This window comes from Coprococcus sp. AM11-30B, from assembly GCF_027674365.1.
GTDB classification, from domain to species: domain Bacteria; phylum Bacillota; class Clostridia; order Lachnospirales; family Lachnospiraceae; genus Allocoprococcus; species Allocoprococcus comes.
Window position 1 is genome coordinate 134,216 of the sequence record NZ_JAQDVB010000007.1, and the last position, 25,969, is coordinate 160,184.

At 41.6% G+C, this 25,969-nt stretch carries 26 protein-coding genes and 1 pseudogene; 12 read left to right on the forward strand and 15 right to left on the reverse strand.

Translation table 11 applies throughout. The annotated features are described in order from the left end of the window. Nucleotides 1–12: 12 nt before the first annotated feature. From PGU50_RS06525 to PGU50_RS06595, 15 genes and pseudogenes are all read right to left on the reverse strand, one after another. Nucleotides 13–1,020, reverse strand: coding sequence for a bifunctional lytic transglycosylase/C40 family peptidase (locus PGU50_RS06525; RefSeq protein WP_009265194.1), 1,008 nt, complete (start codon nucleotides 1,018–1,020; stop codon nucleotides 13–15). Continuing rightward, entirely contained in the window at nucleotides 1,017–3,155 is a 2,139-nt protein-coding gene (locus PGU50_RS06530) for a CD3337/EF1877 family mobilome membrane protein (RefSeq protein WP_270246477.1), read from the reverse strand. The genes PGU50_RS06525 and PGU50_RS06530 overlap by 4 nt, the downstream gene beginning before the upstream one ends. Continuing rightward, nucleotides 3,152–5,605, reverse strand: coding sequence for an ATP-binding protein (locus tag PGU50_RS06535; RefSeq protein ID WP_270246478.1), 2,454 nt, complete (start codon nucleotides 5,603–5,605; stop codon nucleotides 3,152–3,154). Before PGU50_RS06535 ends, PGU50_RS06530 begins: the two co-directional genes overlap by 4 nt. After that, nucleotides 5,592–5,981, reverse strand: a complete 390-nt coding sequence (locus PGU50_RS06540) for a conjugal transfer protein (protein WP_005611098.1) — start codon at nucleotides 5,979–5,981, stop codon at nucleotides 5,592–5,594. The genes PGU50_RS06535 and PGU50_RS06540 overlap by 14 nt, the downstream gene beginning before the upstream one ends. Before the next feature lie 112 nt (nucleotides 5,982–6,093). Beyond that, nucleotides 6,094–6,597 (reverse strand): antirestriction protein ArdA, encoded by a 504-nt coding sequence (locus tag PGU50_RS06545; RefSeq protein ID WP_270246479.1) that lies wholly within the window; start codon nucleotides 6,595–6,597, stop codon nucleotides 6,094–6,096. Between the two features lie 16 nt (nucleotides 6,598–6,613). Then, complete coding sequence (locus PGU50_RS06550; protein WP_008371328.1) at nucleotides 6,614–7,009, reverse strand: hypothetical protein; 396 nt, start codon at nucleotides 7,007–7,009, stop codon at nucleotides 6,614–6,616. A gap of 15 nt (nucleotides 7,010–7,024) precedes the next feature. Beyond that, the gene (locus PGU50_RS06555; RefSeq protein ID WP_270246480.1) at nucleotides 7,025–7,516 is read right to left on the reverse strand and encodes an antirestriction protein ArdA; all 492 of its coding nucleotides are present in this window, start codon (nucleotides 7,514–7,516) and stop codon (nucleotides 7,025–7,027) included. Nucleotides 7,517–7,521: 5 nt separating this feature from the next. Next, nucleotides 7,522–7,743: a hypothetical protein gene (locus PGU50_RS06560; protein ID WP_004844214.1), complete on the reverse strand. Its 222-nt coding sequence runs from the start codon at nucleotides 7,741–7,743 to the stop codon at nucleotides 7,522–7,524. Next, a complete protein-coding gene (locus tag PGU50_RS06565; RefSeq protein ID WP_005611092.1) occupies nucleotides 7,740–7,874 on the reverse strand; it encodes a DUF3789 domain-containing protein in 135 nt (44 codons plus the stop codon). The genes PGU50_RS06560 and PGU50_RS06565 overlap by 4 nt, the downstream gene beginning before the upstream one ends. 3 nt (nucleotides 7,875–7,877) lie before the next feature. After that, the gene (gene mobT, locus PGU50_RS06570; protein ID WP_330672457.1) at nucleotides 7,878–9,110 is read right to left on the reverse strand and encodes a MobT family relaxase; all 1,233 of its coding nucleotides are present in this window, start codon (nucleotides 9,108–9,110) and stop codon (nucleotides 7,878–7,880) included. 158 nt (nucleotides 9,111–9,268) lie between these two features. Then, a complete protein-coding gene (locus tag PGU50_RS06575; RefSeq protein ID WP_270246481.1) occupies nucleotides 9,269–10,660 on the reverse strand; it encodes an FtsK/SpoIIIE domain-containing protein in 1,392 nt (463 codons plus the stop codon). Between the two features lie 13 nt (nucleotides 10,661–10,673). Further along, nucleotides 10,674–11,057, reverse strand: coding sequence for a YdcP family protein (locus tag PGU50_RS06580; protein ID WP_005423181.1), 384 nt, complete (start codon nucleotides 11,055–11,057; stop codon nucleotides 10,674–10,676). Nucleotides 11,058–11,072: 15 nt separating this feature from the next. Beyond that, complete coding sequence (locus PGU50_RS06585; RefSeq protein ID WP_005423177.1) at nucleotides 11,073–11,396, reverse strand: YdcP family protein; 324 nt, start codon at nucleotides 11,394–11,396, stop codon at nucleotides 11,073–11,075. 177 nt (nucleotides 11,397–11,573) lie between these two features. Continuing rightward, nucleotides 11,574–14,627 carry a VaFE repeat-containing surface-anchored protein gene (locus PGU50_RS06590; RefSeq protein WP_270246482.1) on the reverse strand — a complete coding sequence of 1,018 codons (3,054 nt, stop codon included), beginning with the start codon at nucleotides 14,625–14,627 and terminating at the stop codon, nucleotides 11,574–11,576. A 448-nt stretch (nucleotides 14,628–15,075) separates the two neighbouring features. Next, a pseudogene (locus tag PGU50_RS06595) lies at nucleotides 15,076–15,399 on the reverse strand (helix-turn-helix domain-containing protein); the annotation flags it as partial. Between the two features lie 21 nt (nucleotides 15,400–15,420). Between PGU50_RS06595 and PGU50_RS06600 the strand changes: the two are divergent. From PGU50_RS06600 to PGU50_RS06655, 12 genes are all read left to right on the forward strand, one after another. Then, nucleotides 15,421–15,840 carry a hypothetical protein gene (locus PGU50_RS06600; protein WP_270246483.1) on the forward strand — a complete coding sequence of 140 codons (420 nt, stop codon included), beginning with the start codon at nucleotides 15,421–15,423 and terminating at the stop codon, nucleotides 15,838–15,840. A 143-nt stretch (nucleotides 15,841–15,983) separates the two neighbouring features. After that, on the forward strand, nucleotides 15,984–16,571 hold the full coding sequence (locus PGU50_RS06605) for a helix-turn-helix transcriptional regulator (RefSeq protein ID WP_270246484.1): 588 nt from the start codon (nucleotides 15,984–15,986) through the stop codon (nucleotides 16,569–16,571). A 161-nt stretch (nucleotides 16,572–16,732) separates the two neighbouring features. Beyond that, entirely contained in the window at nucleotides 16,733–17,788 is a 1,056-nt protein-coding gene (locus PGU50_RS06610; RefSeq protein WP_270246485.1) for a helix-turn-helix domain-containing protein, read from the forward strand. Between the two features lie 127 nt (nucleotides 17,789–17,915). Next, a complete protein-coding gene (locus tag PGU50_RS06615; RefSeq protein ID WP_005333597.1) occupies nucleotides 17,916–18,164 on the forward strand; it encodes a type II toxin-antitoxin system prevent-host-death family antitoxin in 249 nt (82 codons plus the stop codon). A gap of 1 nt (nucleotide 18,165) precedes the next feature. After that, on the forward strand, nucleotides 18,166–18,465 hold the full coding sequence (locus PGU50_RS06620) for a type II toxin-antitoxin system RelE/ParE family toxin (protein ID WP_270246486.1): 300 nt from the start codon (nucleotides 18,166–18,168) through the stop codon (nucleotides 18,463–18,465). Nucleotides 18,466–18,869: 404 nt separating this feature from the next. Continuing rightward, nucleotides 18,870–19,037, forward strand: coding sequence for a 4Fe-4S dicluster domain-containing protein (locus PGU50_RS18115; RefSeq protein ID WP_334304138.1), 168 nt, complete (start codon nucleotides 18,870–18,872; stop codon nucleotides 19,035–19,037). A 221-nt stretch (nucleotides 19,038–19,258) separates the two neighbouring features. Further along, the gene (locus PGU50_RS06630) at nucleotides 19,259–20,848 is read left to right on the forward strand and encodes a histidine kinase N-terminal 7TM domain-containing protein (RefSeq protein ID WP_270246493.1); all 1,590 of its coding nucleotides are present in this window, start codon (nucleotides 19,259–19,261) and stop codon (nucleotides 20,846–20,848) included. Next, nucleotides 20,845–21,255, forward strand: a complete 411-nt coding sequence (locus tag PGU50_RS06635) for a hypothetical protein (RefSeq protein WP_270246487.1) — start codon at nucleotides 20,845–20,847, stop codon at nucleotides 21,253–21,255. The genes PGU50_RS06630 and PGU50_RS06635 overlap by 4 nt, the downstream gene beginning before the upstream one ends. Further along, nucleotides 21,255–22,118, forward strand: coding sequence for a sensor histidine kinase (locus tag PGU50_RS06640; RefSeq protein ID WP_270246488.1), 864 nt, complete (start codon nucleotides 21,255–21,257; stop codon nucleotides 22,116–22,118). Before PGU50_RS06635 ends, PGU50_RS06640 begins: the two co-directional genes overlap by 1 nt. After that, on the forward strand, nucleotides 22,115–22,738 hold the full coding sequence (locus PGU50_RS06645) for a response regulator transcription factor (protein WP_118217431.1): 624 nt from the start codon (nucleotides 22,115–22,117) through the stop codon (nucleotides 22,736–22,738). The genes PGU50_RS06640 and PGU50_RS06645 overlap by 4 nt, the downstream gene beginning before the upstream one ends. A gap of 150 nt (nucleotides 22,739–22,888) precedes the next feature. Further along, complete coding sequence (locus PGU50_RS06650) at nucleotides 22,889–24,253, forward strand: extracellular solute-binding protein (RefSeq protein ID WP_270246489.1); 1,365 nt, start codon at nucleotides 22,889–22,891, stop codon at nucleotides 24,251–24,253. A 35-nt stretch (nucleotides 24,254–24,288) separates the two neighbouring features. Next, on the forward strand, nucleotides 24,289–25,890 hold the full coding sequence (locus PGU50_RS06655) for a helix-turn-helix transcriptional regulator (RefSeq protein ID WP_270246490.1): 1,602 nt from the start codon (nucleotides 24,289–24,291) through the stop codon (nucleotides 25,888–25,890). The last annotated feature ends 79 nt before the right edge of the window (nucleotides 25,891–25,969 follow it).

Below are 25,969 nucleotides of genomic sequence, written 5' to 3' on the forward strand. Positions count from 1 at the left end.
TTCAAGTCCTTTCTATTGTTTGATTCTTCCGGCACAAATGATGTGCTGTTGCCAGTAGGCAGAGGTCAAATCGGTATAGCCGATTGGATTTCCGGCATGATACATCTGATTGTTACCCACATAGATTCCTACATGGGTAACATAGTCACTGGTGTTGTAGGTGGAATGGAAAAAGACCAAATCGCCAGCCTGTGCCTGTGACAATGGGATATGCTGGGTTGCGTCATACTGTGCCTGTGCGGTTCGTGGCAGGCTGATTCCGGCTTTTCCGTAGCACCACTGGGTAAGACCAGAACAGTCAAAAGAGGTATTCGGGTTACTGCCACCATAGACATATTTCCAGCCTTGATACTTCAACGCTTCATTCATAACCGCCTGTACCGTTTCGTTACTGAACTGCTTCACGGTCAGATATTGGTTGACCAGCTCCACATAAAACATATTCCCGTAGTTATAACGCCAGCCACCATTTTTACTGACTGCTATCGGGTTCGTATAGGTCACTTTTGTACCGCCGGATTTATTCTTTGCGAAATTCTCTGCAAGGTTGAAGCTGTGCTTTTTCCCGTTCTTCGCCACATAGTCTGCATAGCCACCACCATAGTTATAAGATTGAATGACCACGTTAATGTCATTCATACCTTTGGCTTTACAGGAAGAAAGCAGGGACGCAAAATATTTACACCCCTGCTTAATGGATTCTTCTGTACTTAATGAGTTTGGCGGTAGTCCAAGACTTTCGCTGGACTGCATGACATCGGTAGCCGTACCGCCACTTTCCACCTGTATGATGGCAAGCAGGACGTTCACATACTCCGAGATACCGTTTTCTCTGGCGTATTTTTCTACCATCGGCTGATGTTTGAGGACATCGGCTGACAGGTTCATTCCAGAATAGACAGGCGAATAGCTGTTTGAACTGTCGTCATCTTCACCGGAAATCAGTATCCCGAAAAAGAGGACAATGGAGAAAAGGACAGGAAATATCGTACCTATGATAAGGATACGCTTTAATCTCATTTCTTCCGTCCTTTCTCCGGTTGCTTCGTAACAGTCTTACGATTTTGTTTTTGGTTGACCTGTGTTTTCTGTACCGTAGATTTCTTATGATTGCTGATGGATTCTGCTACGTTTGGCTGGTTCGCTCTGGCAACAGATTTAACCTGCTGTTCCTGTCTGATATTGGTTCGGACGGTTTCTTTTCCAGCCTTGAATTCTGCATTTTTTACCACAGGAGAAGTAGCAGGACGTTTCATATCCGGCTTCGTAACTATATCGGTCTGTGCAGGTTTTGGAACAGGTGTGGCAACAGGGCGTTCATGGCTTCTGGTAGCTCCGGCTGTCGCTGATCCATTCGCATGAACTGTCTGTTTTGCTTCCTGTGCTTTCTGCAATTCCTGTTTTTTCTGTGAGATATTTTCCCTGTGCAGATTGCGTTTCTGTGTACGCCGTTCCTGTCGGTTTTCCCGTTCTTCCACAACGCCACGCTTAAAGTCTGATACATTATCCTTTGCTTTCTGTTTTGCAGAGTGGACAGCATAACCAGCCTGTGTCGGCAAGTCTTTCACATTTTCTTTCAGAGAGGAAGCACTGTCACGGACTTTATTTTTCGTATCCATCACAGCACCTACCGCAGAACCGACACGGCTTCCCATGCTGGCAGAGGTATTTTCCCGTTTCTTTGGCGGTTGGTTCGTTGCTGGATTTCCGGCTCTGACAACACTTGCACCAGCCACTGCACCTGCAACACTTCCAGCACCGACAGCCCTTGCAATCCTGTGTTCCATACGTCTTGCCCGATGTCGCATGAATACCATCGGTCTACGGAAAATCCGGCGACCTATCTGCTGGCTGTCATTGGCATTCAGGCTGAACATACTCATTAGTTCTCCGAGTTTCATATAGATTCCGGCAAAGCAGATTATCTGCAAAAACGCCACCATAAAGAACGGATAGTCCGTGGAGATGTTGTAGAACATACTGGAAATCGAAAATGCCACGGTCACAATCAGTGTGATTCCGGCTCTTGTCATAATGGCATTGAACACACGGACAACTGCCTGTTTCGCCATATTTTCATAGGTTGGTATCATGGACAGTAAGAAGCTGACAGGCAGAAACATGGCATATATGATAAAAAGTATCTGGGAAAATAACATCATGCCGGTAAGCAGGAAGATAAAGATTGTAATACCGAGATTGAAAATGAGCAGGAAGAACACCATACCCAGACGGTTGACGACCTGTGGAATGGTAAGGTTGTCATTGTCGTTATCTTCAATCTCTGTTTTCACAACATTTTCCCTTGTTTCCCCATCTTCATCGGACGGGCTGGCAGATACCAGAGCTTCTACACGGTCAATCCCGATTTCTTCGGTATCGCTGTTCCCGAACTGCAATAACAGCCACGGTTTTTCTACCTGTATCGAAAACAGGCTGTCACGGATAAGGTCTACGCTGTCTTTCCCTTTGCTTTGTGAATCGGGGAGCATGATTTTTGTCCCCAAGTCCAGAGAAGCGGTGCTGATGTCCGAACTGAAATCATTGATTTTCTGGATATAGTTGGGAGCATAAGCAATAAAGGACGCAGACACAATGAACACCACCACAAAGTTAATAACAGCGTGAAGTGCCGTGCTTGTTTCCCGTTTGAGAAGCCCTGTATAGGCGGTATAAACACCTACAATCAGAATGATAATGAGCAGGAATCCCACATAGAATCCACTGCTGGAAAATCCATGTTCGGTCACTCCAGCAAGTGTCTGGATACTTTCCCCGATACTGTCTGCCATGTCATTGATGAAGTCCAGCTTATACGCCTGTTGCACCACATATCCTGTGGCATTGCTAAGATACAGGCTGATTGTCCAGACAAAATTTGTGATACAGTAAAGCCCGTACTGCACCGATTTTCCAATGCCGTCCAGCCAGTTCCACGGAAGCCATGACCAGCTATTGTCCACAAAGAAATCAAGCTGATAATTGGAAAGTGGATACTTTGAATACAGGTTGTCTGCATTGACTGCATCATCGACCAGTCCAGACGCATGAGCCACTGTCCCAAGCAGGGACAGCAGTACCAGCGTGACGGTCACGGCAAGCAGAACCATTTTCAGTACATGGAATACCTTTTCTCTTGTGATAGATTTCATCATTCCAAATCCACCTCACTTTTTATCGGCGGTCTGGTATCAAAGGCATGGAGCAGTTCTACAAAGACAGGGTGTATCTGTACCACACCGACACGCCCGTATAAATCCTGCATTAAGCATTGTCCGTTCTCCAAATCCCTCAACCGCTTCTGGTTATTTTCGTCCTCACTGTCCAGCCCGAAAAACTCTAAGGTCTGCTTGATTTCATTGGTATCTGTGGAACGGAACGCAAATTTTAAGCCGATGTTATTTTTCAGACTTTCTTTTGATACGTCCCCAGAGGACTGTGTGACAAAATATACTCCGGCGTTCATGGCTCTACCAGCACGCACCAGTTTATTTGATAAGGTTTCGCCCTGTGCCACATTTAGAAACGCCCATGCTTCGTCCAAGTCCACGATTTTGAAAATACTTCGGTCACTGTGAATGAAATCAAGGGCAAAGGTACTGATAACAATTAAGATGGATACCGACAACAGTTCAATGGTCGTGTATTCCTCAAAGGTAGTATCCTTATCCGGCAGAACCAAATCTGCAACCTGTATGATGTTGAGCTGGTTATCCAGACTGATTGCATTTTCCACCGAACCGTCCGAGAACAAAAGCTGTGCAAAATCATAGTCCGTAAAACTTTCGATATGGTCTGCAATGTTACGGGATACGGCGGTATCCTCTTTTCGCAGTTCCTCAATGACCTGCAACAGCCCGTGGTTCTGATTCTGGGATACCGTGCGGACAGCTTTTCTAAGGACAGGAAACTTTTCGCCATCACGACTGCTGATACCTGTAAGGAACGTCAGAATATCAATGGCAAGACTTTCAGCGTCCTTGACATCTTTCATAATCACATACGGGTCTAACAGCCCTTGATTGCTGGAATCACTGGTAATGTTTACAATGTTGATTTCCTCTGCAATCTCCGGCAGTGTTTCTTTCCAGTTCCCACGCTCACTTTTCGGGTCTAGGATAACTGCCTGTCCACCGAACAGAACGGAATAATACACCAGCAGGTTATTACAGAACGATTTTCCACCACCAAGCGAACCTACAAAAGCAGAAGCCAACGCATTTGTGACCGTACCTTTTACCCCTTGACTGGCAAGGGACGGTTGCAGGTAGACATTTCTTCCCGTATCCACGGAATAGCCGATATAGATTCCTGTATTTTCTCCCAACATCTGGGTAGCACCAAAGCCAAGTCCGGCTAAAAAGTCGGATTTCACATACTGGATATAATCATTGATATAACGTTTGCTGGCTGGAAGAAATTCTCCATGCAGTCCCATCATATCTCCGGCAGGGCGAACCAGCTTCACGTTCAAATCATCGTAAAAATCCTTGACTTCATCACAACGGCGTTTCAGTTCGTCAAGATCGGGTGCAGACACCCGTATGACGTAACTTAACTTATACATACTTTCCTTGCTCTGGTCTAAATCTGTTTCCAGTTCATCGACACTGTCTAAGGCTTCCACCACATTTGAACTTGTTTCATTTCCGGCTTGATAGGCGTGATTGTCCAAGTCCTTTAATTCCTTTTTCTTGTTGCGTACAGTGGTTAAGGCTTTCTTATTCCCGACAATCTCAACATTCATGGACGTATCCACGGGGAATGTGAACTGCTGTTGCTGGAAATAAAAGATTTCCGATGATGGGAAGTCCAGCTCTCCGACAATGGCATTGACTGTAAAGTAGGATACATAGCTTTCGCTGTCCTCATGTTCCAGACGCAAATATCGCTGGCTTTCTTCCACCACACAACGGGTAGGACGGATAAGGTCATAATACTTAATCAGTGTTTCTCTCTTTAATTTTCTTTTTGGCAGAGGATACACATAATCTTCATAAGCTATCCCGTCCCTGCCGTAGAGGTGTTCCATCAGATAGGCAAAATCTTTGGCTTCCAGTCGGCGGATTTTGAATCTACGGGAGATTTTGTTTTCCAGCAGTTTTTCCATCTTCGCATAACGGTTGATTTCATTATTGCTCATGGAAACAAAGTCATTCATCAGCGTGTGCCTTACCTCATTCAAAAACTCACGGAATGTCAGAAATACCGATTTTTTGATGTTCTTCAGATTGACTTCGTCCTCTGTGACCATAAGCTTGAATCCCAGAAAGAAACGGTAATCAACTTGATTGTCGCCTATCATGGATACAAGGGCTTCGGTCTGGTCGTCTATCTTCTGGATTGCTACCTCACGGAGCTTTCCAGTTACCAGCTTCTTTGACTGTTCCTGTATGCTTCGGATTGAACTTTCAGTTGCAATCTGCAACGCATGAATCTTTCCCTCACGGGACTGTGCGATAAGCTGACGGAAGCTGTCATGCACAAGGTATTTCTGTTCTGGGGATAAGAATGAATAATTGTACGGTATCAGCTCATAGTAGGCGAACACCTCATTGTCCTTATTCCAGACAAGGTTGTTGTCGATATATTTAATCGGGAACATAGGTCACACTCCTTACTGCCGTGATAGTTTCCTCAAATTTCTGCTTATGCAGGTTCACGGCTTTTCCGGCATAAGTCACTTTGGGACGCAGAGCATACAGCACCATCGTCTTGATGTAACTGTATGGCTTTTTCCCGTCAAAGGTTTTCTGTGACATAAACCATGTGAGGGCAACGGGAATCCCGAAATATTTTAAAAATGCTCCCTCAATCATGGAAAGTGGCGGTACATCTGCAAACAGAATGATGATAAATTCCGTCAGTACAAACCATGTAATCTGGGTAAAGGTCACAGGGAATGGCAGGTTTACATCATTGATGGCATACAGTACCTTTTCCACGTTCCAGATACTTGTATAACTTCGGATTTTCTTCACTTGTAAATACTCCTTTCTTCATTTTCCTAACAACAGGGACAGCCGGATTTTCCAGACTGCCCCAAGAGAAAAGCTGACAGTAGCACCAGTGGCGGTGCTGATCTGCCAGCCCTTAACGCAGTACCTCACAGATACCAGCGTTTGTTGCAATAAATGTCCCCTCTATATCGAGGTCACGCCCGTAGGCTTCATAGTCGATATAGTTCTGTAAAGAGGACGGGATTTCTCCGAGTACCTGTTCTTCATCAATCAGATAGTAGGCTACATCGGTCATTGTTTCACAGCCGGAATACAGAATGATGTCGTCTTTATGCTCCACCAGTTCTTCCAGACTTCCATAGCAGGATATAAAACTGTCCAAGTCGTCCAGCAGGTAATCGGGTAATTCTTCCAACTGCTCATAGATACGGTTCAGTTCTTCAATGGAAGTGTATTCGCTAATCTCCATCGGGAAGTTGTCCGTATCATGGATTGCGTATTCCTCATACTCTGCATTTAAGCCGATACGTTCAGCAATCACTTCTTCGTCCAACGGAAAAGAGAACCAGTCGCCGACCAGTTCTCCCTCATTGTACTTGCCAAGATTGGCTATATAGACTTGCATATCATCAATCATAAGCGGTCACTTCCTTTCACTCATTGTATTCATAAAATCTGCCATGCACACACAGGAAATGTTCTGATGTTTCTTCCATATCTGAACAGTTCCGATGGTATGTAATATTGCAAAGTCCGGCTTCCAGCTCTTGCAGGTTTGAAAACCATTCTCTTTGAATTGCAGGTATATCTTCGTGTGGGATTTCACTCTCTGAAATTGCAAGGCAGACATTATTTAGCAAGTCGAGGTCTGTATCTTGCAGGATTTCAAAAGGAAAATCATAATCACTGATAAGATAACGGTCACTGTCCGGCGGTAAGCCGATGGATTGCTTTAATGCTTCTATGTTGCAGGGAAGTGTAAACCATGCACAGCCTGTATCTTTTTCCTGTTCATCAAGATTGATAACAAATACTTTCATTTCTGCCATAAGCAATACCACCTGTCAAAGTTTAAACATACCATTGTTGCAGACAGCATAACGTCCTTTTTCTTCCAGCTCATGAGCGTAGGATTCCAGATTAAAATATTTCTTTCCCTTTTCGGATAAAGCAGAAAATTCAATGTTATGTTCCAAGCGGTAACGGGCAACGTCCATGATGTTGTGGCACTCTGGATAAAACAGAAATTCTTCTGATTTCTGCAATAAATCCTCAACACCGCCACAATAGGGAATCAACTCTTTGTATGCCTGCTGAACTTCTGGCGATAAATCCGTGTAAGCAAAGTACAGCTTGTTTAACCGTCTGACAGAAGTTGTCCTTACAATGTCGCCAGCAAAAGGGAGCTTCATATCAATGATTTGATAATCATTGCTGTCAGCTTCCACGCCGAGCAGGTCACGGAACAGCTCATAATCAATGGGTAAATCAAACCAGCGAGAGGTTTTATCCTCTGCTAATTTAGTCGTTTCAATCAATACGCTACATTCTTCCATAGGCTTTACGCTCCAATAATCTTATTAAATAACTGTAACAATACGTCTTTTACGCCGGACGCATTGAATACAAGACCAACGGCTACTAAGGCAACTACCAAGAATCCGATAAGTTTGGAAAACTCACGCTTGAATCCCAAGTAGATTCCGATAACAACAATCGCCATCAGCACAAGGCTCTGTGCGTTGCTTAAAAACCAGTTATAAAGGTTCTGTCCAAAATTCATGCTTTCTTTTCTCCTTTCAGTTCCATCATTTTTCGGTCAGACTGTCTGCCAGCCTGTAAAATACACATGGCAATCACGCCAACTGTTCCACCTAAAGAGAAGAACAGGAAATCAAATAATAATCGTTGCATGTTTCAATTCTCCTTTTCCAAAATCACATCTTCGGTAGATGTGGTCTGTTGTTCGATTATCTTGTAGTGCTTTTCTGTCAGTTTCGTGGATTTACGGATTTCTTTCAGATAATCAATCCCTGTTTTCGCTGTGATTGTTTCCAGCATTTTAAGTGTCGGGTCAACCTGCCGTTGAATCCAGCGTAGGGTTCTGTCCAGTGTGTAGGGTTCGGGTTTGGTCGTGAGCTTTAACGGCTCTCTGTTTTCCCCGATGAACCACGCCCAGCGGACAGATAATTTCCAGTCGCTCCGTTTCTTGTCTGCTTTCTTATCCACAAAGCGTACATAACGGTTGATAATAGAAAATGCCGTCCGTTCAGCGTCATAGTAAGTCAGCAGGTCACGGACAGCATAATAAGCACGTTCATTTTTTAACCGTATTTCAAATCTGTTTTTTATCGGTGCTTCCTCAATGGGAATCCCAAGTTTGATGTACTGCTCATAGCTTTTTTCATAAACACAGAAGTACACCTCACTTTTCAATGAGCCGATATAAAGTGTATAGCCCATACCAGCCTTGTCCTGTTCCTCATGCTTGACCAGTTCGCCGGAAGCATAGGACTTAAAGGAACGGAACACCGATACACATTCCTCATTCCGGCATTTTTCGGTCAGTTCTGGAATATCTAACATTCCCGTATGGTCATTGATGGCAAGGTCAAGGCGTTTCATCACACCACCGTCCACCAGAGCGTCCATAAGGAAATCATACCAGCTCCGTTCCTGTGCCAGCAGATAACTTTCAAACTGGCGACAGCCTTTTCCTTTCAGTTCCAGCAGGACACCTTTTTCTTCATCGGGAGAAGTATATACGAAAATATCTCCGATGTAGTAGTGTTCTGTATAACTGTAATGCCCGAAGTCCTCATGTATCATGTACTGAATATTGAGCTGTAAAATATCTTTGATGATGTGTCCAATATCCAGTGTCGGAAACCGTATCCTCACATAATCAAACAGCATGGTAAGCGGTGCTTCTGGATTGAATTTTTCCAGAGCTTCCAAAAGTTTTACTTTCATTTCTTCTGTGACCGCCACCTTGCCGGATTCGATACGGCTTAAATGTTCACGGCTGATTCCAGCCATGACCGCAAGTTTCGTCTGGGATACACCGTACTGCAAACGTCTGTCTGCAAAATCCTGTATCCACTCTGTATCATTCAGCGTGATACCCCCTTTACGAAAAAACTGTGACATTTTTAATCCGATGTCACAGCAGTAAAAAAAGCTACCAAACGTTTGATTTTAGCCAAGAATCGGTAACTTTTGTGTATGTTTCCTTGTGATTTGTGCCCCTCTGTTAGATACCGAGGGGCTTGATATATGCTGGCGTGGCTACCGCCACACCAGCAAGGCTAGTCCGTACCTGTGGCTTTCGCTTCGCACGCCACCTGTCCGTCCTGCCTTATGTGTGCAAGTCCCCCAATCGTACCCAAGAAATCATAGCCTTTGGGTACAAGGGGAGTATAAAATTCAGATATGACACTTGTTCCCACATCACAGTATCCACGTCCTTTGATTCGCTTCTGGAAGAACTGTTTTTTTACATCACTTCCAAAGAGCATACCGTAGCCGAGTTCACTCATGCGACCAAGTCCCACACGGAAATTGAAGTTGTCTCTGATACCGTCCCCGAAATACTTTGCGTCTGGACGCTGGCAAGCCACAATCAGAAAGTATCCAGCCTGCCTGCCGAGCATGACGATTTTCTTTAGCTGGCTTAACAGGGCGGTGCTTTCTTTTGTTGTGAGCATTTCTAGGAAAGCCACGTATTCATCAAAGATAAGGAACTTTGGAGCAAGCCCCAGATAGGCATAGTTTTCCCCTGTACGGTAGTTCGGGTGCAGTTTCATTTCTTCCGAGCGTGTGACCATGCCCTCATAAAAGGCATTGACGCAGTCAATCATATCGTCTTTCGTGTGGTAGACATTTTCCATGACCATTCCCAAGTCTGCAAGGTCAGCGTTCTTCGGGTCAAGAATGTATAAATCCGCATTGGTTCTAAGCAGGGCTTCAATGATGGTCAGCAGAAAATAGGTCTTTCCACCACCTGTACCACCGCAGATAAGGGCATGGGGGAGTGAATCATATTTCCATACCAGATTTTTCATTAACCGCAGACCGCCGTTTTCTGCAATCATTTCATCAATCGAAATACGGTTCGCTATCATATCATAGAGCAGGGTGTATTCGATGTATCCGTCATGCAGTGTTTTGTCGGTAAGTTCACAGTACAGCCCCGATTCCAATTTATCCTCTAAGGACAGGAGCTGTTCTTGATATTTTCCCATTGTGATTTCACACAGAATATGCAACAAACCATTGTCCATCTGGTAGTAGATTTTTGGAAACCACACGATTTTTTCTCTTGATCTGCTTTGCAGGTCAGTGAAAAAACCGCTGTCTTTGGTGTTTTCCGCTTCATACCATTTATTTTCCAGCACCATACGAGCCAGTTTTTGTCGGTGGAGCAACCGCTTGATACGGTCATATCCATAACGGTAGTAGAGAAAAGCGACCAATGCACAAACACCAGTCGTTATCAGAACCGTAATGGAATTGTAGGCAGTCCAAGTAATTCCGGCATGGAGCAGGTTAAAATCTTTCCAGTCTATAACAAAGAGCTGTCGCAGATTCAGTAGCAGGAACACCGCAACGAACAAAAGCAACAGCCAACCGATACAGAAGTGATAGACCAGCGATTTGTCACTGGCACGAATCCTGTTACCTTTCTTTTTCCACGTCATACGCTAACACCTCTTATTTCTTCGGCGGTTGCTGTGGAGCATTGTTCTGTGGATTTCCGGCATGAGTGCCTTTGTTCTTCAAAACAATATCGTCTGCTTTTACATACCAGTCCACATCTGCACCACGGTAATTTGCATTGGCTACCGTATCTGCAACAGGATTGATAAGTTCCACTTCGGCGTTGTAGTCATAGTCCTTTAAGGGAACAGTCGCCGGAACGGATACCTGTATCATGCGTCCCTGTGTGTTGCACTTCAAATCGTAAGTACGCTCCTTGATTTCTTCACTGACCGTTCCATCTTCATTCTGTACATGAACCTCACGGCGTAATGCGGAGAACTTCAACACTCCGAAAGTCTTTTCTTTATCAATGACGATTCCATTTGCTAATCTCATAATCTGAATACCCCCTTATTTACTTTCTGCTGGTAACATATCGTCTGCAAGCAGGATATAATTGACAAATCCACGTTCCCCGATTTTATAACCATCGGTAGTGATTCGTGGGTTGATAAGTTTTACTTTCTGTTCCGGCGAAAAATGTTTTTCACCAGCTTTGGCAGGAAGCACAACGACAACATCATCAGCTCTCTGCACATCGGAATACAGGTTGTAGCTTCTGGTAATGACAGCCATACGCCCGTTGATTCTCTGCTGTTCCGTAGTATTTTCTCCGGCAAACTCCAAGTTTCCGAATGTCTTTTCCATATTTGGTACGACAAATCTTAATTCCATGATAATTGACCTCTTTTCTTTCTATATATAAGTTCTTTCTTGCTGTACTTTGTGGGGAGCTACACTCCCCACGCCCCTAGTGGACTTCACGCCCCCGTAAATCAGAGCTTCACGGGAGCGTGAAGTTGCAAAAAGGGTGGCGACCTTGAACGCTCCACCAACCGCTACATTACCGCCTTATGATTTCTTTCTACGGCGTTTGAAGTAAAGCATACCGCCAAGCCCTACGCAGGAAAGACCGAGCATGGCAAGATAAGCATAGATATTGGTATTATCGCCTGTTTTTGGGCTGTCACTTGTCTTAGTAACCATAGATGGTGTATCCGGCGTGTCGGTATCCTTTGGTGTGTCTGGGACTTCCGGCACTTCCTTGATTGTCACAGTCTGTCCATCGTCTGTGATGTCCTTATGTTCTGTCACTTTCTTTGGTTCGTCTGGATTGGTCATATCGTATAATTCCTCAAATGTGACAAGGCTCTTGCCACCAAGAGAAGAACCATCAAAAGTAAATGCAATCTCAACTGTCATTTTTTCATTGTCGGCTGTAAACTCATAATCATTGGATACTTTCTTTCCATCAATCAGAAGTTCTGCATTTTCCTCTTTTAACATCTGCCAGCCGGAAAGTTTGTATTTTGTTCCAACTTCCAGCCCATCTAATGTGACTTTATCCACAATCGTTACATCTTTTCCGGCTTCGATTTCTTTCTTGCCGTTCTTGTCCGTAGCGGTCGTATGGATTTTGATGATACGTTCTGTGATAAGAACAGTCTGTCCATCATCGTTGATGTCTTTATGTTCGGCAACCTTGACAGGCTCTTTCGGATTGCTTATATCGTACAATTCCTCAAAAGTAACAAGGTTCTGACCGCCAAGAGCTGAACCGTCAAAACTGTAAGTAATCTCAACCGTCATTTTTTCACTGTCAGCAGTGAAAGTATAATTACTGTCTACACGTTTCCCGTCAATCAGAAGTTCGGTGTTTTCTTCCTTTAACATCTGCCAGCCGAAAAGTTTATATTTTGTTCCAGCTTCCAAGCCATCAAGTGTGACTTTGTCCACGATCTTGATGTCCTTTCCGGCAACAATCATTTTTTCGCCTGTTTTCTTGTCGGTCGCTGTGGTATGGATTGTGATTTCTTTTTCGTATTCATCAGTAAGTGTCCCTAAATCTACGGTCACTTTATTTCTGGATACGACCACCTCAAAAGCTGGAATCAGCTTAAATCTGGCGTTGGAATCACACTTTAATTCCTCAATCACATAGGTATCATAGAGTAATGCACCTTTGCTGTCGTCTGGTTCAGATGTACCAAACCATACACCGTCCTCACTGGATTTTCCGGCATTGGTATTGACCTTGTGGGAAGCCCAGCTTGAAGCAGTGGAGAACTGACCGTTTTTGTCAGTAACTACGATGTGGGATTCTCCCGTTGTCTTGCTTGTGATTCTGAACGGAACACCTGCAAGGCGTTTGTGTGTACCTGCACCGATTTTTACACCCTCAATATCGCCACGTTTAATCTGGTTGTAGACAGAGTGGGATTTATCGGTCAAGTCCACGATTTTTCCATCTTCCGTGATAGAAAAGTCGATTGCTTTTGCACCGTCTGTTAAGTAGCCCTCTGGTGCTTTGCTTTCTTCTAATCTGTAATTTCCGTAAGGGAGTAAATCAGCAGAAGTAGAAGCAATTCCATCAATGCCTGTCTGAATCTTCTTGACAGTTTCATTCTTGTTGTATAGTTTTCCCTCAACCAGTACAGGACTGTCATTTAAGGAAATGATATTAAATTCTGTGTACTGTAAGGTTGCACTTCCTTGTGCTTTGGTATCCTTTGTTTCAAGGTCACGTTTCTGGATTTTTACACCGCCACGGATAACCTTGTCAGATACGGAATACTGGTTGCTTCCAGAAAGTACGGCAAGTTCGCCATCTTCGGAAATCTGTGTAAGGTATGTTCCCTTAATCTGTTCAGAACTTCCGTCAGCCTGCATATATGCACCATCTAATAAGTAGCCGTTTGGTGCTTTCGTTTCTGTGACAGTGAGTGTACCAAGTGGCAGTACATTCTTACCGTCCTGTGTATAGAAGCTGTCGCCGGATACTTTGTAGCTGTCGGCAAGTCTGGATACATAATGGATAGTTCCGTCACTGTCTTTTTCGGCAACGGTTTTGGTTGTCCATGTACGGGTAGCCTTTGCAGGAAGATTGTCTGCATTGTAGTAACCGTCATAATAGCTCCATGTGAACTCTGCACCCTCTAAAGATGCATTTCCCTGTGGAGTGGATTTTCCTGTTTCCATGTCAATTTTGAATAAATCAATCAAAGTCTCTGTGACCTTTGGAGTGTCAGCAACAGTTAATGTCGCTGTTTTTCCAACTTCCACATTTAAGGCATGGACAGTAGAATCCAGCTTGTAACCCTTTGGAGCAGAAAGTTCTTTGATGTAAACTGTTCCGGCTTTTACCTCAACTTCTTTGGTATCGCCGTTTCCATCGGCAGTAAGTGTGGCAAGCTGGCTGTTACAGCCCTTATCAGAATAGACACCAAATGTCGCACCCTCAAAGGAATAGTTGGCATTTCCATCTGTGACCGTGGGATTGGAAGAAGTCTTTTTGACCTTTGCATTTTCCACATTTAACTTCGCCCAGAACTGTCCGATGTCCTGTCCTTCGCCAGTATAAATGTAACCGCCACATTCATAACGTCCCTTGTTTGCTTTCACAAATGCTTTCGCACCAGCGTACACTTCATTCTGTACCGCCTGTGAAATTTCATTATAGGAAGCTCTGACGTTATCGCACTGCCAGCCGAGCTGTTCACTCAATCTCTGCCAGACAACACACTGTTCCAGCAAGTATCCCTGTTTGTAATTCAAGTTCGTATGAGAAGCGGTATATTGCTTGACGTACTCTAAGGAAAGAGCAACGTCCGCAATTTGAACGCTACTCATACGGGTGCTTGCGTCAGAACGTGTTTTATATCCATTCTTAAAACTGGTATTGATGTCCACACAGTAGGCAGTTTCGCCCTCAACTTTCATGTGTCCCTCATTGAATGTAGATTTGATAGAATCGTCATTCATAACGTGTTCAATGTAGCCGACACGTTCTGCTGATTCTGTCCAGTATTGATTGCCGGAAGCATGAACCGCCGTCACTGGTAATGCCGTAAGAATGGTTGCAAAAGCAAGCGTTCCTGTCAGCAATCGCTTTACTAGCTTATTCATATTTTCTCTTTCTCCTTTCGGTTTTGGGTATGAAAAAAGACGCTCATTTATTGAACGTCTTTAACTAAATAGTCGATATTGAGATTTGGGATTGGGTACAAATCAGATAATTTTGATTGCACCTCATTGCATTAAAATTGCATTTTTTAATATTTTTATATGGTTTTATAGTTACTTATATTGCCTAAAAATGGCTTAAAATCAACGATTTTGCTTTATACTCCGCACTGTCTGTCTGGAGTTTGAGTAATAAAAATTTTCTGGAATCCCTTATAAACAGGGCATTTCAGGGCAGATAAAGTTCTGTTTGATAACAAAATGATAACACGAGAGATTTTGGCATTATTTATCCGAAATCTTGTGGTTATCAGGTAATATGTTTGAAACCAACAAAAAGGTCTTACTGAATTGAGTGAAATCAATTTGGTAAGGCCTTTTTCGTTGGTTTTTATTTGCAGTTTTTTGGATAATTATACCGCCACTGGTCATATTCTTCCTGAGTGATTTCTCCGGATTTTAGCTTTGCAGCTTGTTCCTGCCATGCATGGAACATATCAAACATAGAAAGGCAGGTGGTTCCTTTGGATTTGTCCAGCCGGAGGCAGAGTTCTCCGTCAATCTCACCAATATGAAGTCCGTAAAGGTCTTCTAATGTAAATAAGGTATGCATAAGTCCTACATAGCTGTCAATATCCGGGACAGCCAGTGCATGCGGAGAGACATCAAAAATATCAGCCAGTGCATTCAGATAGTTTTCTTTTGGACTGCGGGCACCTCAGCAGAGAACGAAGGATTGGCTTTACAAATCGTAGAATCCAGAGAAGACGTACAGCTTTTGAAGGAAAGTAAAGAACAGGCGCTTAGAGATAAAAAAGCCGCAGAAAAGCGTGCAGAAACAGCAGAAAAACAATTAAAAAGTCTGGAAGAACGCAGGGAACAGTTACAGCCGATTATGGATAATGTGAGTAAGGAAATAAAAGAATATGGAACAGTTAAAATGTTGTTACCGGAAGCTGGCACGTTGGAACGGGCAGCGACCTACCGGGACAAAAAAATCAAACCGCTGTTTCTTCAGATAAAAAATAAGGTTGCGGCAATGGCTGCGCAGGTTAAAGAACTTACAAAAGAGGTGGAAAATTGGAAGAGTATATATGTGAGTAGAAAGGGTGATCGAAAGGCTGCTCTTTACGAAGATGAAAATAAAAATTGCTGAAAAGGTATGAGTTTTGTAGTGTAAAACTCTTTTGACATTGTGTTTTCCGTTAAGTAAAATATCTTTGATAGACAGATAATGAAAAAATGATTATTCTTGGCTCAGATCAAGAGAACAAATTACTTGCGAAGGGAGGAAATTATATGGAGCTGAGTATACAGATAAAAAAATACCGAACAGAGCTTCATCTATCACAGGAGGAATTGGCAGAAAAGGTATATGTAACAAGACAGACAATTTCTAATTGGGAAAACGAAAAGAGTTATCCTGATATTCATAGCTTGTTACTTCTTAGTTCATTGTTTAATGTATCTCTCGATCAATTAATTAAAGGAGATATAGAGAAAATGAAAGAAATTATTAGCGAGCAAGAAATTAAAAAGTTTAATTATTATGGTTCCATCTATACAGTTCATTTGGCCGTGTTGATTATATCGGCAGTACCTTTGTTTATGTGGCTCGGAAGGTATGCGTATATTCCGTTTGGGATTTTATTTATTATTACAATGTACTGGGCGTTAAAGGTTGAAAAACTAAAAAAGAAAAATGATATACAAACCTATAAGGAAATTGTTGCATTTACGGAGGGAAAAAAATTGGATGAACTTCATAAGGCAGTTGAAGTGAGAAAACGTCCTTATCAAAATATATTAAAGGTTATTATCAGTGCGGGTGTTACAGCGATGATTTGCTTCTTAATTGGAGTACTGATGCACTTATTCTTGAATTAATTAAATTTAAGGATTTTTGATTTGTAGAATTATAAAATAGAGCATTTTTCTCGCAGATTTTAACTGGTAGTTAAGAAATCGAAGCCATAATTAAACGAAGGCTCAATTGTAAACACATATTAGAAATACTATAATGAGAATATAAACAGGAGGTAGGAACAATGCAAATTGGTGAGAAGATAAAAAACTATCGGAAAACTGCTGGATTAACACAAGAACAGGTGGCGGATTATTTGGACGTTTCTACTCCTGCGGTAAATAAATGGGAAAAAGGAAACACATATCCAGATATATCATTACTTCCGGCAATTGCTCGATTATTAAAAATTGATATGAATGAATTATTTTCATTTCGTGAAGAATTGACAGAAAAAGAGATTGGACAATTTGTGAATGAGCTTTCGGAAGTTTCATTGGATAGCTTTATAAAAGCTTTTGAGATGGGAAAAAATAAAATAAAGGAATATCCTCATTGTGATTCGTTGATTTATTCAATTGCTACTGTTTTAAATGCGGCGTTAACTTTATCCGATGTTGATGATGAGAAAAAGTTGGAATGCAATAATGTGATTGTTGAATGGCTGGAACGAACTGCTGAAAGTCCGAATGAAAAGGTAAGGCTTTCCAGTATTTTTATGCTTGCGGCGAAATATATACAAATGGAAAAATATAAAGAAGCAAATATCTTTTTGGATAAAATTCCAGATACTGTGATAGATGCCACAATTATGAAAACGAATGTACTAGCACACCAGGAAGGGACAGATATTGCAGCGTTCTTTTTAGAGGGAAAATTGATGCAGACAGTTACGAATATACAAAACTATCTGTATAAGTTGATAGAAATGGAAGAAGAAACCGGAAATCATTGTAAAGCAGAGGAGATTGCCGAAATCACAGAACATATGGTATCGTTATTTGGTCTGTGGGATTACGGTAAAGTAGTACCATATCTATTGATTGCCGTGTATCGAAAGGATGTAGAAAAATGTATTCAGTTGATAAAAGAAGTGCTGATGGAGTCACAGAAGCCATGGAAGATGGTGGAATCACCTTTATATTACAGATATGCGGATACAGTGCAGGGAAAGTCTTTTTCAGGTGTTGGAAATAATTTTGTTCGTGCATTAGCTACAGAAATTGAAAATAAAGAAGAGTATGAATTTTTGAAAGGAAATAAAGAATTGGAGGCAATTTTTTCTCAATATTTGAAATAGATTGCGATAAAAGTATATAGAAATGATAAAATAAAAGCTGTAAAAATCTACGTTGAATTTTACAGCTTTTTGTGTATAATAGAAGTAGAAGAAACAATTTAAAATCAAAGGAAGGAGCTGAAAGAATATGGCAAATATTTTACCAGTATCTGATTTGAGAAATTATAATGAAGTCCTGAAGAACTGTCATAAAGGAGAACCAGTATATCTGACTAAGAATGGCAGAGGACGTTTCGTTGTCATGGATATTGAAGATTATGAGCGTGACCGAGCAGAGAAAAAGCTTCTGATGAAGCTACAGGAAGCTGAAGAAGCAGTGAAAGACGGAGAAGGCTGGTTGGATCTGGATGAACTGAAAGCGCTTGTGGGGGAATAAGATGTTAAAACTGCGGATCAATCCGATTGTTGCAAAGGACTTGAAGAATATCCGGGATTACATTGCCGAAGATAACGAGGAATATGCCGCAAAAACCATAAAGGAAATTTATGGTAAATTTGAAAATCTCCAGATGTTTCCTGAAATGGGGTCGGATCTCTCCAAACGGGTCAGCTTTCGGACAGATTATAAATATGCGATATGGGAAGATTATGTTATTATGTACAAGGTCGGTAACGAATATGTAGAGATTTATCGTGTAGTTAACCGATATCAGGATATCACGAGAATCTTTGATTGATAACAGAGATGTGATAACAAATTGATAACACCGTTCAGTACAGACCGTGGACTTTGGACAGTGGAACACATATAAAACCAGATAGAACCATAATCCCTATACAAAAGTGTATAGTGATAAGATTTTATTTGCGAGTTTGAGTAGCTTGAAAAATCGCGGGAAAGCCCATAAATAAAGGCTTTGCGGGGCGGCGAAAAGACCAAATGGAGTGCAAATGGAGTTTAAAAATTATTTTTTTCTCTTATTTATATTCCAGATTCACCTGCAAATTTCGTGAAATCAGTTATTCTCATAAAATAAAATTAGAGTAAATATGAAGAACAGTTTGTTTTGATTGAAGTGATTTTCGTCAAGGCAGACTGTTTTTTTGTTGCCTGCATTTAGAAAACAGATACCACAGAATCCTGCGTGTTCACTGCGATGAAAGCAAATGTGTTCATTGTGGAAAATGTCTGCGTGTCTGCCCAATGAATGTGGAGGTCAATAAGGAATCCCGCAAACGAAAGAGAGGAACGGAGTGCATACTCTGTTATGAATGTACGAAGGTCTGTCCGACCAAAGCATTGCATTAAAAAATGGAATTGGAGATATAGCTGCAATGGCAAAGTCGAGTTTTGTACATACACCAAAAAATAAAAGATATAATTTGGAATGTAGATTATGATATACTGCAAACAAGATATAGTGCAAAATGTAACAGGAAGGAGTACGCACAGTGTCAGAGAAAAAGAAATTTACAGTATACGTCGGAAGTGTAGCACTATGCGTAGGTGTGGCAGTTCTGCTTCATTATGTGTCCTTTACCAATCCTTATCTGCAATCTATTTGTCACCTTTTAAGGCCTTTTATTTATATAGGACTTTATCTGGTATGGGCGATTTCTTTTCAAAAGAGAATTATCCAAAAGGAACCCCGTCGTTGTTTAATAATGATTGCAGTGATGATGGTTTTTTGGATGCTCGTTCGTATGTGTAAATTTGAAATACCGTATGAGATGCCGACAGCACTGCGCTACGCCTGGTATCTTTATTATATTCCTATGCTGTTACTCCCTACGGTCAGTCTTTATCTGGCATTTTATATACGGCAGCTGGAGAATTATAAATTACCGGAAAGACGGTGTCTGCTGTTTTTTCCGGCATTGTTTCTGATAGGGATTGTATTAACGAATGATCTGCACCAGTTAGTTTTTACTTTCCCGGAGGGAAGACTGGGGGAAGCAGCTTCCTATGAAGTAGGAGTCTATGGATATGGAGCAATGTATTATGCTATAGTCGCCTGGGATCTTGGATGTCTGCTGGTGGCACTTTTGATTATTCTATTAAGGTGTAGAAAAATTAAAAACAGGAAAATGCTTTGGATGCCTTTTGGTGCTTATGGTCTGTCGGTTGTCTATGGCATCGCCTATTATCTGAATCTGCCCTTCTGGAAAATATTTTCAAGCGATATGACAGCTGCATTATGCCTTCTGTTTGCTTTGATCATTGAAAGCTGCATCCAGTGCGGATTGATCCCTTCCAATACAGGATACGCACAATTATTTGCAGCATCTACAATTTCAGCACAGATTACAGATCAGAGTGGAAAATGCATTTATCAATCTCAGGATTCGGAATGTATTGCACCGGAAATCGTAAGGCAGGTAGTTCAATGTCCGATCATGTTAGAAAATGGGATCAGGCTGTCGGGAAAACCAATTTTGGGAGGCTATGTGTTGTGGAAGGAAAACCTGTCAGAATTACAGGAAATCGTAAGAGAGCTTGAAGATCGGAAGGAAGAATTAAAAGATGCGAATCTGATTGAGGAAGAAAATCTGAGAACAAAAAGAGAAGTAGAAAAACTTTCTGTGAAGAATCAGCTGTATGATAAAATACAGAAACAGACGGCAAGGCAGAGTAAACTTTTGACGGAATTCATTGAAGCATATTCTATGGAAGAAGATGAGAACAAAAGGGAAAAAATATTAGGGAAGATAGTTGTGATCGGAGCCTATATAAAAAGGCGTAGTAATCTTATTTTTATTGCGGAGCAGACAGTAAAATTTCCGATAAGAGAGTTGGAGTTATGTTTCAGGGAAACGATAAAGAATCTGGAATGGAATCATGTTGAGGCAGGTTTTTCCACCGCGTTAGAAGAAATACGAAGTGAAGATGCTATGCAGATTTATGATTTTTTTGAAGCAGTCATAGAGGAATCTTTGGAAGATCTGTCGGCATCTAATGTAAATCTGAAACGCAGAGAGGCGCGGATCATCATGTCTATGAGTGTGGAATGCAAAACAGATCTGCAGGAAATTGCAAGACGATATGGAGCTTATGCGGAGCAGGATTTTGACGGATCATGGCTGCTTTCTCTGATTTTGGGAGGAGGTGGCGGCAAATGATAAAAACATTTGAAAACTGTTCACCGGAGTATCAGATTACGATTGTTTGTTTTTTTATTTTTTTGACTTTGCTGTGTATGATTCTGGTTATTTATGAAGGAACAGGAAAAAGACAAAGAAAGATGTTGCTGCCGGACAGTGTATTGCTTATAGTTATTTTCCTTATAACAGCTGTCTTGTGTGTGTGGCAATGGGCGTTTTACGAAGAAGATTCCATGATATTATTTAAAATACCGTATGTGATTTTAATTGTTATAGGAATTGGTGTTTTTTTATATGTGGGATTGAAGATTTTTGGAATTTATAAGTACCGCAAGAGCTGCCTGAGGGAAAATGCAGTTCAGGAAAGTCTGGACAATTTGCCGAGTGGAATTGTTTTTTTGATGGGAACGGAATGCCTAAACTGATGAATCGAAAAATGTATCAAATTTGCCAGAATCTGGCGGGAAGAGATATACAGAATATTACAGAACTGGAGGAAGCACTGGGACATCCTCTGAAAGAGAATGTATTTTATGATGTTGATTTGAAAGTATACTGCTTTGCGGATGGAAGTGTGTGGAAATTTTCAGAGAAAGAGATTATTACGACAGCCGGAGATCATTTTTTTCAAGTTCTTGCTTCTGAAGTGTCGGAATTATATCGGAACAAAGTGTTGCTGAAGGAAGAAAATCAGAAACTTCAGGAAATGTCTGTGGCTATGAAAGAACTTTCTAAGAATGTAATAACGCTGACCAGAGAAGAAGAAATGTTATCTATGAAAATGAGAGTGCATGATAATCTGGGATATAGCGTCCTGGCGGCACAGCGGATGTTGCTGCGCGAATCGGAAGCAGACCGGGATGTTTTCCTTTCGCAATGGAAGCAGACATTAGACTTGCTGAATAAAGATAACGAGTCTGTGAAAGGCGAACAACTGCACAGGCAGGTGCAGGAAAGAGCGGAGATTTTGGGTGTGAAAATCATTTATACAGGAGAACAAGTCTGGGAATCTCATATTTTCGAACTGATGGATATAATACTTTTGGAGGCACTTTCCAACTGTGTCCGCCATGCAGGGGCAAGCGAACTGTATGTAAAATGCAGTAGTGGGGAACAAGAATGGATTATGGTGATTACAGATAATGGACAAACAACGGAGAAGGATGTCAAAGAAGGAGGATTATCCGGTATACGAAAAAGGGTGGAGCAATGTGGAGGTACATTGAGAATTTGTGCGGAGTCAAAATTTTCAATAATCGTTAAGATACCAAAGGAGGTGCGGAGATGATACGGGTACTAATCGTGGAAGACCAGCGTATGGCTCGGGAAGATATGGAAAATTATATTCAGTCCAGTGGGAGGTATTGTCTGGCGGCTTCTATCACAAACGCAGCTATGGCAGAAACCGTATGCAGACAGAGCAGGTGTGAACTTGTCTTGATGGATGTCTGTACGGAGAATGATGAGAGTGGTCTTGTGGCAGCGGAGAAGATTAAAAAGACAATGTCCCAGATAAAAGTAATTATCGTGACTTCTTTAGTAGAGTGCAGTTTTATTGACAGGGCGCGCAAAGCAGGAGTAGAAAGTTTTTGGTATAAAGATGCCGGTAAAGAAGAACTGTTGGAGGTTATGGATCGTACGATGAAAGGGGAGAACGTGTATCCGGATGCTCCGCCGGTTGTGATGATCGGAACGGCGAAAAGCTGTGATTTTACACCTGGAGAATTAGCAGTTCTGCGATTAGTGGTGGAAGGAGAATCCTATAAAAAAATTGCAGAGAGCTTGTGTATATCACCGGAAACTGTAAAATGGCATATCAAAAATATGTTGCAGAAAACGAATTTTGATTCCAAAACGAAATTGGCGGTAGCTGTTACAAAGAAAAATCTGATTATAAATGGATTTTAAAAATAGCATTTTACTACCCATATGGGGAGTGCTTAAGACTCTGAAAACCGATATCATATACTATGTAAAAGTGTCTCAATCCGATGGTTCTGTTCTTTGTTGAGATGTCAGATTGTTTATAAGACACTGTCTGGAAAGGAGATAAATAATATGAGATATATTATGAGAAGAATCTGCCTGTTCTTGGTAATGATTGCGGTTATAGTTTTTACAGGGTGTGGGCAGAAGAAAAAAGAAGATCCGGTAACCGTTACATTGTGGCATGTATATGGCGGACAGACAGAATCGCCATTAAACGATCTGATTGATGAATTTAATGAAACGATTGGAAAAGAGGAAAATATCCGAGTACAGGTTGGCAGTGTTACAAATACGAATACGATACATGAAAATGTACTGGCATCCGCATTTGGAGATCCGGGAGCCTCTAAACTGCCGGATATGTTTGTTTCCTATCCTAAAACAGTTCTGGCGATGCCGGATGATACGGAACTTGTAGATTATTATGATTATTTTACAGAAGAAGAACTGAACGAATTTATTCCGGCTTTTTTGGAAGAAGGTGTCATTCATGAAAGACTTTCCATTTTGCCGGTAGCAAAATCAACGGAAGTTATGTTTATCAATAAAACAGCATTTGATCGTTTCGCGAAAGAAACAGGAGCGAAGATGGAAGATTTAAAAACATGGGAAGGACTCTTCGCAATGGCAGAACAATATGCTGCATGGACAGATAACCAGACGCCGGACATTCCTGATGATGGAAAGAATTTTTTCGTTCATGATTATCATTTTAACTATTTTCAGGTAGGTGTAGAATCTCTGGGTGAAAATTTCTTTAAGGGAGAAAATCTGGCTTTCGGACCGGAATTTCAAACAGTATGGGAACCTTATGCAAAAGCGGCACTGTCCGGAGGAGTATGGCTTCGCAGCGGTTATGCAACGGAACCTTTGCGAACGGGAGATTCGATTGTATCGGTGGCTTCGTCAGCCAGTGTGTTATATTATTCTGACAAAGTTACTTATGCGGATAACACATCGGAAAAAATAGAGATTGTTTCCATGCCATGTCCCGTATTTGCCAGGGGGGAAACGATGGTCATGCAGCGAGGTGCCGGCATTTGTACGGTGAAATCTACACCGGAAAAAGAAAAGGCCTGTATTACGTTTCTTAAATGGCTGACGGAGGCCCAAAAGAATGTGGAATTTGTGACCAGTCTTGGATATATGCCGGTAAAGCAGGAAGCTTTCGATGTTTACCTTCCGGAGGCGATCGAGAAGTTAAGTGATCCGATGTATGTATCCCTGTATCAGGCTTTTTTAAAGACGCAGGAGAACTATACATTTTATACTGCTCCGAAATTGGATTCCTATCTGGATCTGGAAACAAAGTTTGAAGAACTTATCAGGCAAATCTTGTCAGTAAAGCGGTTGGAGTGGCTGGAAGACCCGGAAGATATGGATAAACTTGTTTCAGAGACATTAGAGGATTTCAAAGCAACATACACACAATAATGTCTGCCGGATCGGCAAAAAGAGGTGGCTGACATATGGGAGAAAAGAAAATAAATTTTTGGAAGATTATAAAAGGAATAAAGAGACAAAGCATCCGTATGCAGCAAAGACTGATTGTTTATTGGTGCGTGGTGATTTTAACACTTTTTTTAGTGACAGTTCTATTACTCAGTATTTTGGGAGTCCTTCCGGGAATGGATTTTAAAGTACGGGAAATGTTGTCTGCCCAGCAGAAAAATACGTTGTCAACTATGACAGAGCAGACTGATATTATGATGGCGAGAAGTATTTCTTTATCGGAAGACATTACAAAAGAATTGAATCAATGCCTGACAGCCAATGGAAAGACATTTTCAGATTTGAATGATAATCCTCAGTTGATTATGGATTTGGAGGCTGCGTTGTATCCCTCCTTGAAATCGGCATTGGACGTGAAGTATTGCAGTGGAGTTTTTGTTGTATTGGATGCAACGGTAAATACGAAGACGGAATATGCAGATACATCACGCATGGGAATCTACCTGCGCCTGTCTGATTTAAAGGCAGTAAATACAAGCAAACAGCACGTAGTTTTTTTCAGGGGAAATGCTGATATTGCAAGAGCAGAGCAGGTACAGCTCCATAACCGTTGGAATTTAGAATTTGATACGTCCGCATTGTCGGGGTATGAACAGATTATGCAGTTTGATGGAAACCGGCTGGTAGAGAGCTGCCTGTGGACAGACCGGCTGGAGCTGAGTGATACATGGGAGGATGTGCAGCTTTTATATGTCCCGGTTTTAGACAGTACCGGAAAAGTACGCGGTTTGTGCGGTATGGAGATGAGTAATCTGTATTTCAGGCTGTCTTATCCTATGGTGGAAGGTTCCTGTGGGAATATAGTGACAGTACTGGCTCCTGTGGACAAAAAAGGAAACATCTATCTGGATAAGGCGATGTTCGGAGATACAAAAGAAACGTATCTTTCACCATCAGGAACGATGACAGTGAAGAAAGGAAAATATTATAATACATATTCTACTGCTTTCGGGAATTATATAGGCAGGCATGAACTGCTTGGATTGAAGAGTTGTAATGGTATGCCGCTTGCGGTACTGACATTAATATCAGAAGCGAATTATGAAAAATTAACAGCGGACAATCGAAGGGACTGGATCATCGGTACGTTGTTGTTCCTGATTTTATTATTGGTTGTTTCTGTCGGTATGTCCCATCGTTTTGTGAAGCCGATTCTTCGGAGTTTAAAAGCACTGCAGGAGGATACGCTGACGGACGAAAACTTATCAGGCATTTCAGAAGTGGATGCACTGGTTGATTTTATGCAGAAAAAAAGGAATACGGAGAAACTGGAAAATGGAGGCATTCCTCCGAATATAGAAGAAATGCTCAAGGCGTTTGCTTTGCGTGTGGAAACTCTGACTCCGTCAGAGAGGATGGTTCTTCAGTATTATGTTGATGGATATACGATACAGGAGATTGCTTCATTGCTTTATATCAGTATTGGAACAGCAAGAAAGCATAATACAAATATGAATCGAAAACTGGGGATAACTGTCAGAGAGGAATTAATGCTGTATATTGAGTTATTTCGAAAATGCGATCAGTTAGATAAGCTGACATATAGCAGAACTGAGTAAACGAAAAAGAGTCTTTACAGCAATGTCATGATGCCAGGGTCAAAAGCCCCAAAATAGAACCTTGAAAATTTAATATTTT

What these genes read in the sequence shown, in the direction of transcription:
- PGU50_RS06530 (WP_270246477.1), bottom strand. Translation starts at nt 3,155, where the DNA reads ATGATGAAATCTATCACAAGAGAAAAGGTATTCCATGTACTGAAAATG.
- PGU50_RS06545 (WP_270246479.1), bottom strand. Translation starts at nt 6,597, where the DNA reads ATGATTGATGATATGCAAGTCTATATAGCCAATCTTGGCAAGTACAAT.
- PGU50_RS06535 (WP_270246478.1), bottom strand. Translation starts at nt 5,605, where the DNA reads ATGTTCCCGATTAAATATATCGACAACAACCTTGTCTGGAATAAGGAC.
- PGU50_RS06610 (WP_270246485.1), top strand. Translation starts at nt 16,733, where the DNA reads ATGCAAATTGGTGAGAAGATAAAAAACTATCGGAAAACTGCTGGATTA.
- PGU50_RS06550 (WP_008371328.1), bottom strand. Translation starts at nt 7,009, where the DNA reads ATGGCAGAAATGAAAGTATTTGTTATCAATCTTGATGAACAGGAAAAA.
- PGU50_RS06635 (WP_270246487.1), top strand. Translation starts at nt 20,845, where the DNA reads ATGATAAAAACATTTGAAAACTGTTCACCGGAGTATCAGATTACGATT.
- mobT (WP_330672457.1), bottom strand. Translation starts at nt 9,110, where the DNA reads ATGTCACAGTTTTTTCGTAAAGGGGGTATCACGCTGAATGATACAGAG.
- PGU50_RS06655 (WP_270246490.1), top strand. Translation starts at nt 24,289, where the DNA reads ATGGGAGAAAAGAAAATAAATTTTTGGAAGATTATAAAAGGAATAAAG.
- PGU50_RS06560 (WP_004844214.1), bottom strand. Translation starts at nt 7,743, where the DNA reads ATGAATTTTGGACAGAACCTTTATAACTGGTTTTTAAGCAACGCACAG.
- PGU50_RS06565 (WP_005611092.1), bottom strand. Translation starts at nt 7,874, where the DNA reads ATGCAACGATTATTATTTGATTTCCTGTTCTTCTCTTTAGGTGGAACA.
- PGU50_RS06580 (WP_005423181.1), bottom strand. Translation starts at nt 11,057, where the DNA reads ATGAGATTAGCAAATGGAATCGTCATTGATAAAGAAAAGACTTTCGGA.
- PGU50_RS06605 (WP_270246484.1), top strand. Translation starts at nt 15,984, where the DNA reads ATGGAGCTGAGTATACAGATAAAAAAATACCGAACAGAGCTTCATCTA.
- PGU50_RS06525 (WP_009265194.1), bottom strand. Translation starts at nt 1,020, where the DNA reads ATGAGATTAAAGCGTATCCTTATCATAGGTACGATATTTCCTGTCCTT.
- PGU50_RS06585 (WP_005423177.1), bottom strand. Translation starts at nt 11,396, where the DNA reads ATGGAATTAAGATTTGTCGTACCAAATATGGAAAAGACATTCGGAAAC.
- PGU50_RS06620 (WP_270246486.1), top strand. Translation starts at nt 18,166, where the DNA reads ATGTTAAAACTGCGGATCAATCCGATTGTTGCAAAGGACTTGAAGAAT.
- PGU50_RS06645 (WP_118217431.1), top strand. Translation starts at nt 22,115, where the DNA reads ATGATACGGGTACTAATCGTGGAAGACCAGCGTATGGCTCGGGAAGAT.
- PGU50_RS06590 (WP_270246482.1), bottom strand. Translation starts at nt 14,627, where the DNA reads ATGAATAAGCTAGTAAAGCGATTGCTGACAGGAACGCTTGCTTTTGCA.
- PGU50_RS06555 (WP_270246480.1), bottom strand. Translation starts at nt 7,516, where the DNA reads ATGGAAGAATGTAGCGTATTGATTGAAACGACTAAATTAGCAGAGGAT.
- PGU50_RS06615 (WP_005333597.1), top strand. Translation starts at nt 17,916, where the DNA reads ATGGCAAATATTTTACCAGTATCTGATTTGAGAAATTATAATGAAGTC.
- PGU50_RS06650 (WP_270246489.1), top strand. Translation starts at nt 22,889, where the DNA reads ATGAGATATATTATGAGAAGAATCTGCCTGTTCTTGGTAATGATTGCG.
- PGU50_RS06575 (WP_270246481.1), bottom strand. Translation starts at nt 10,660, where the DNA reads ATGACGTGGAAAAAGAAAGGTAACAGGATTCGTGCCAGTGACAAATCG.
- PGU50_RS06640 (WP_270246488.1), top strand. Translation starts at nt 21,255, where the DNA reads ATGAATCGAAAAATGTATCAAATTTGCCAGAATCTGGCGGGAAGAGAT.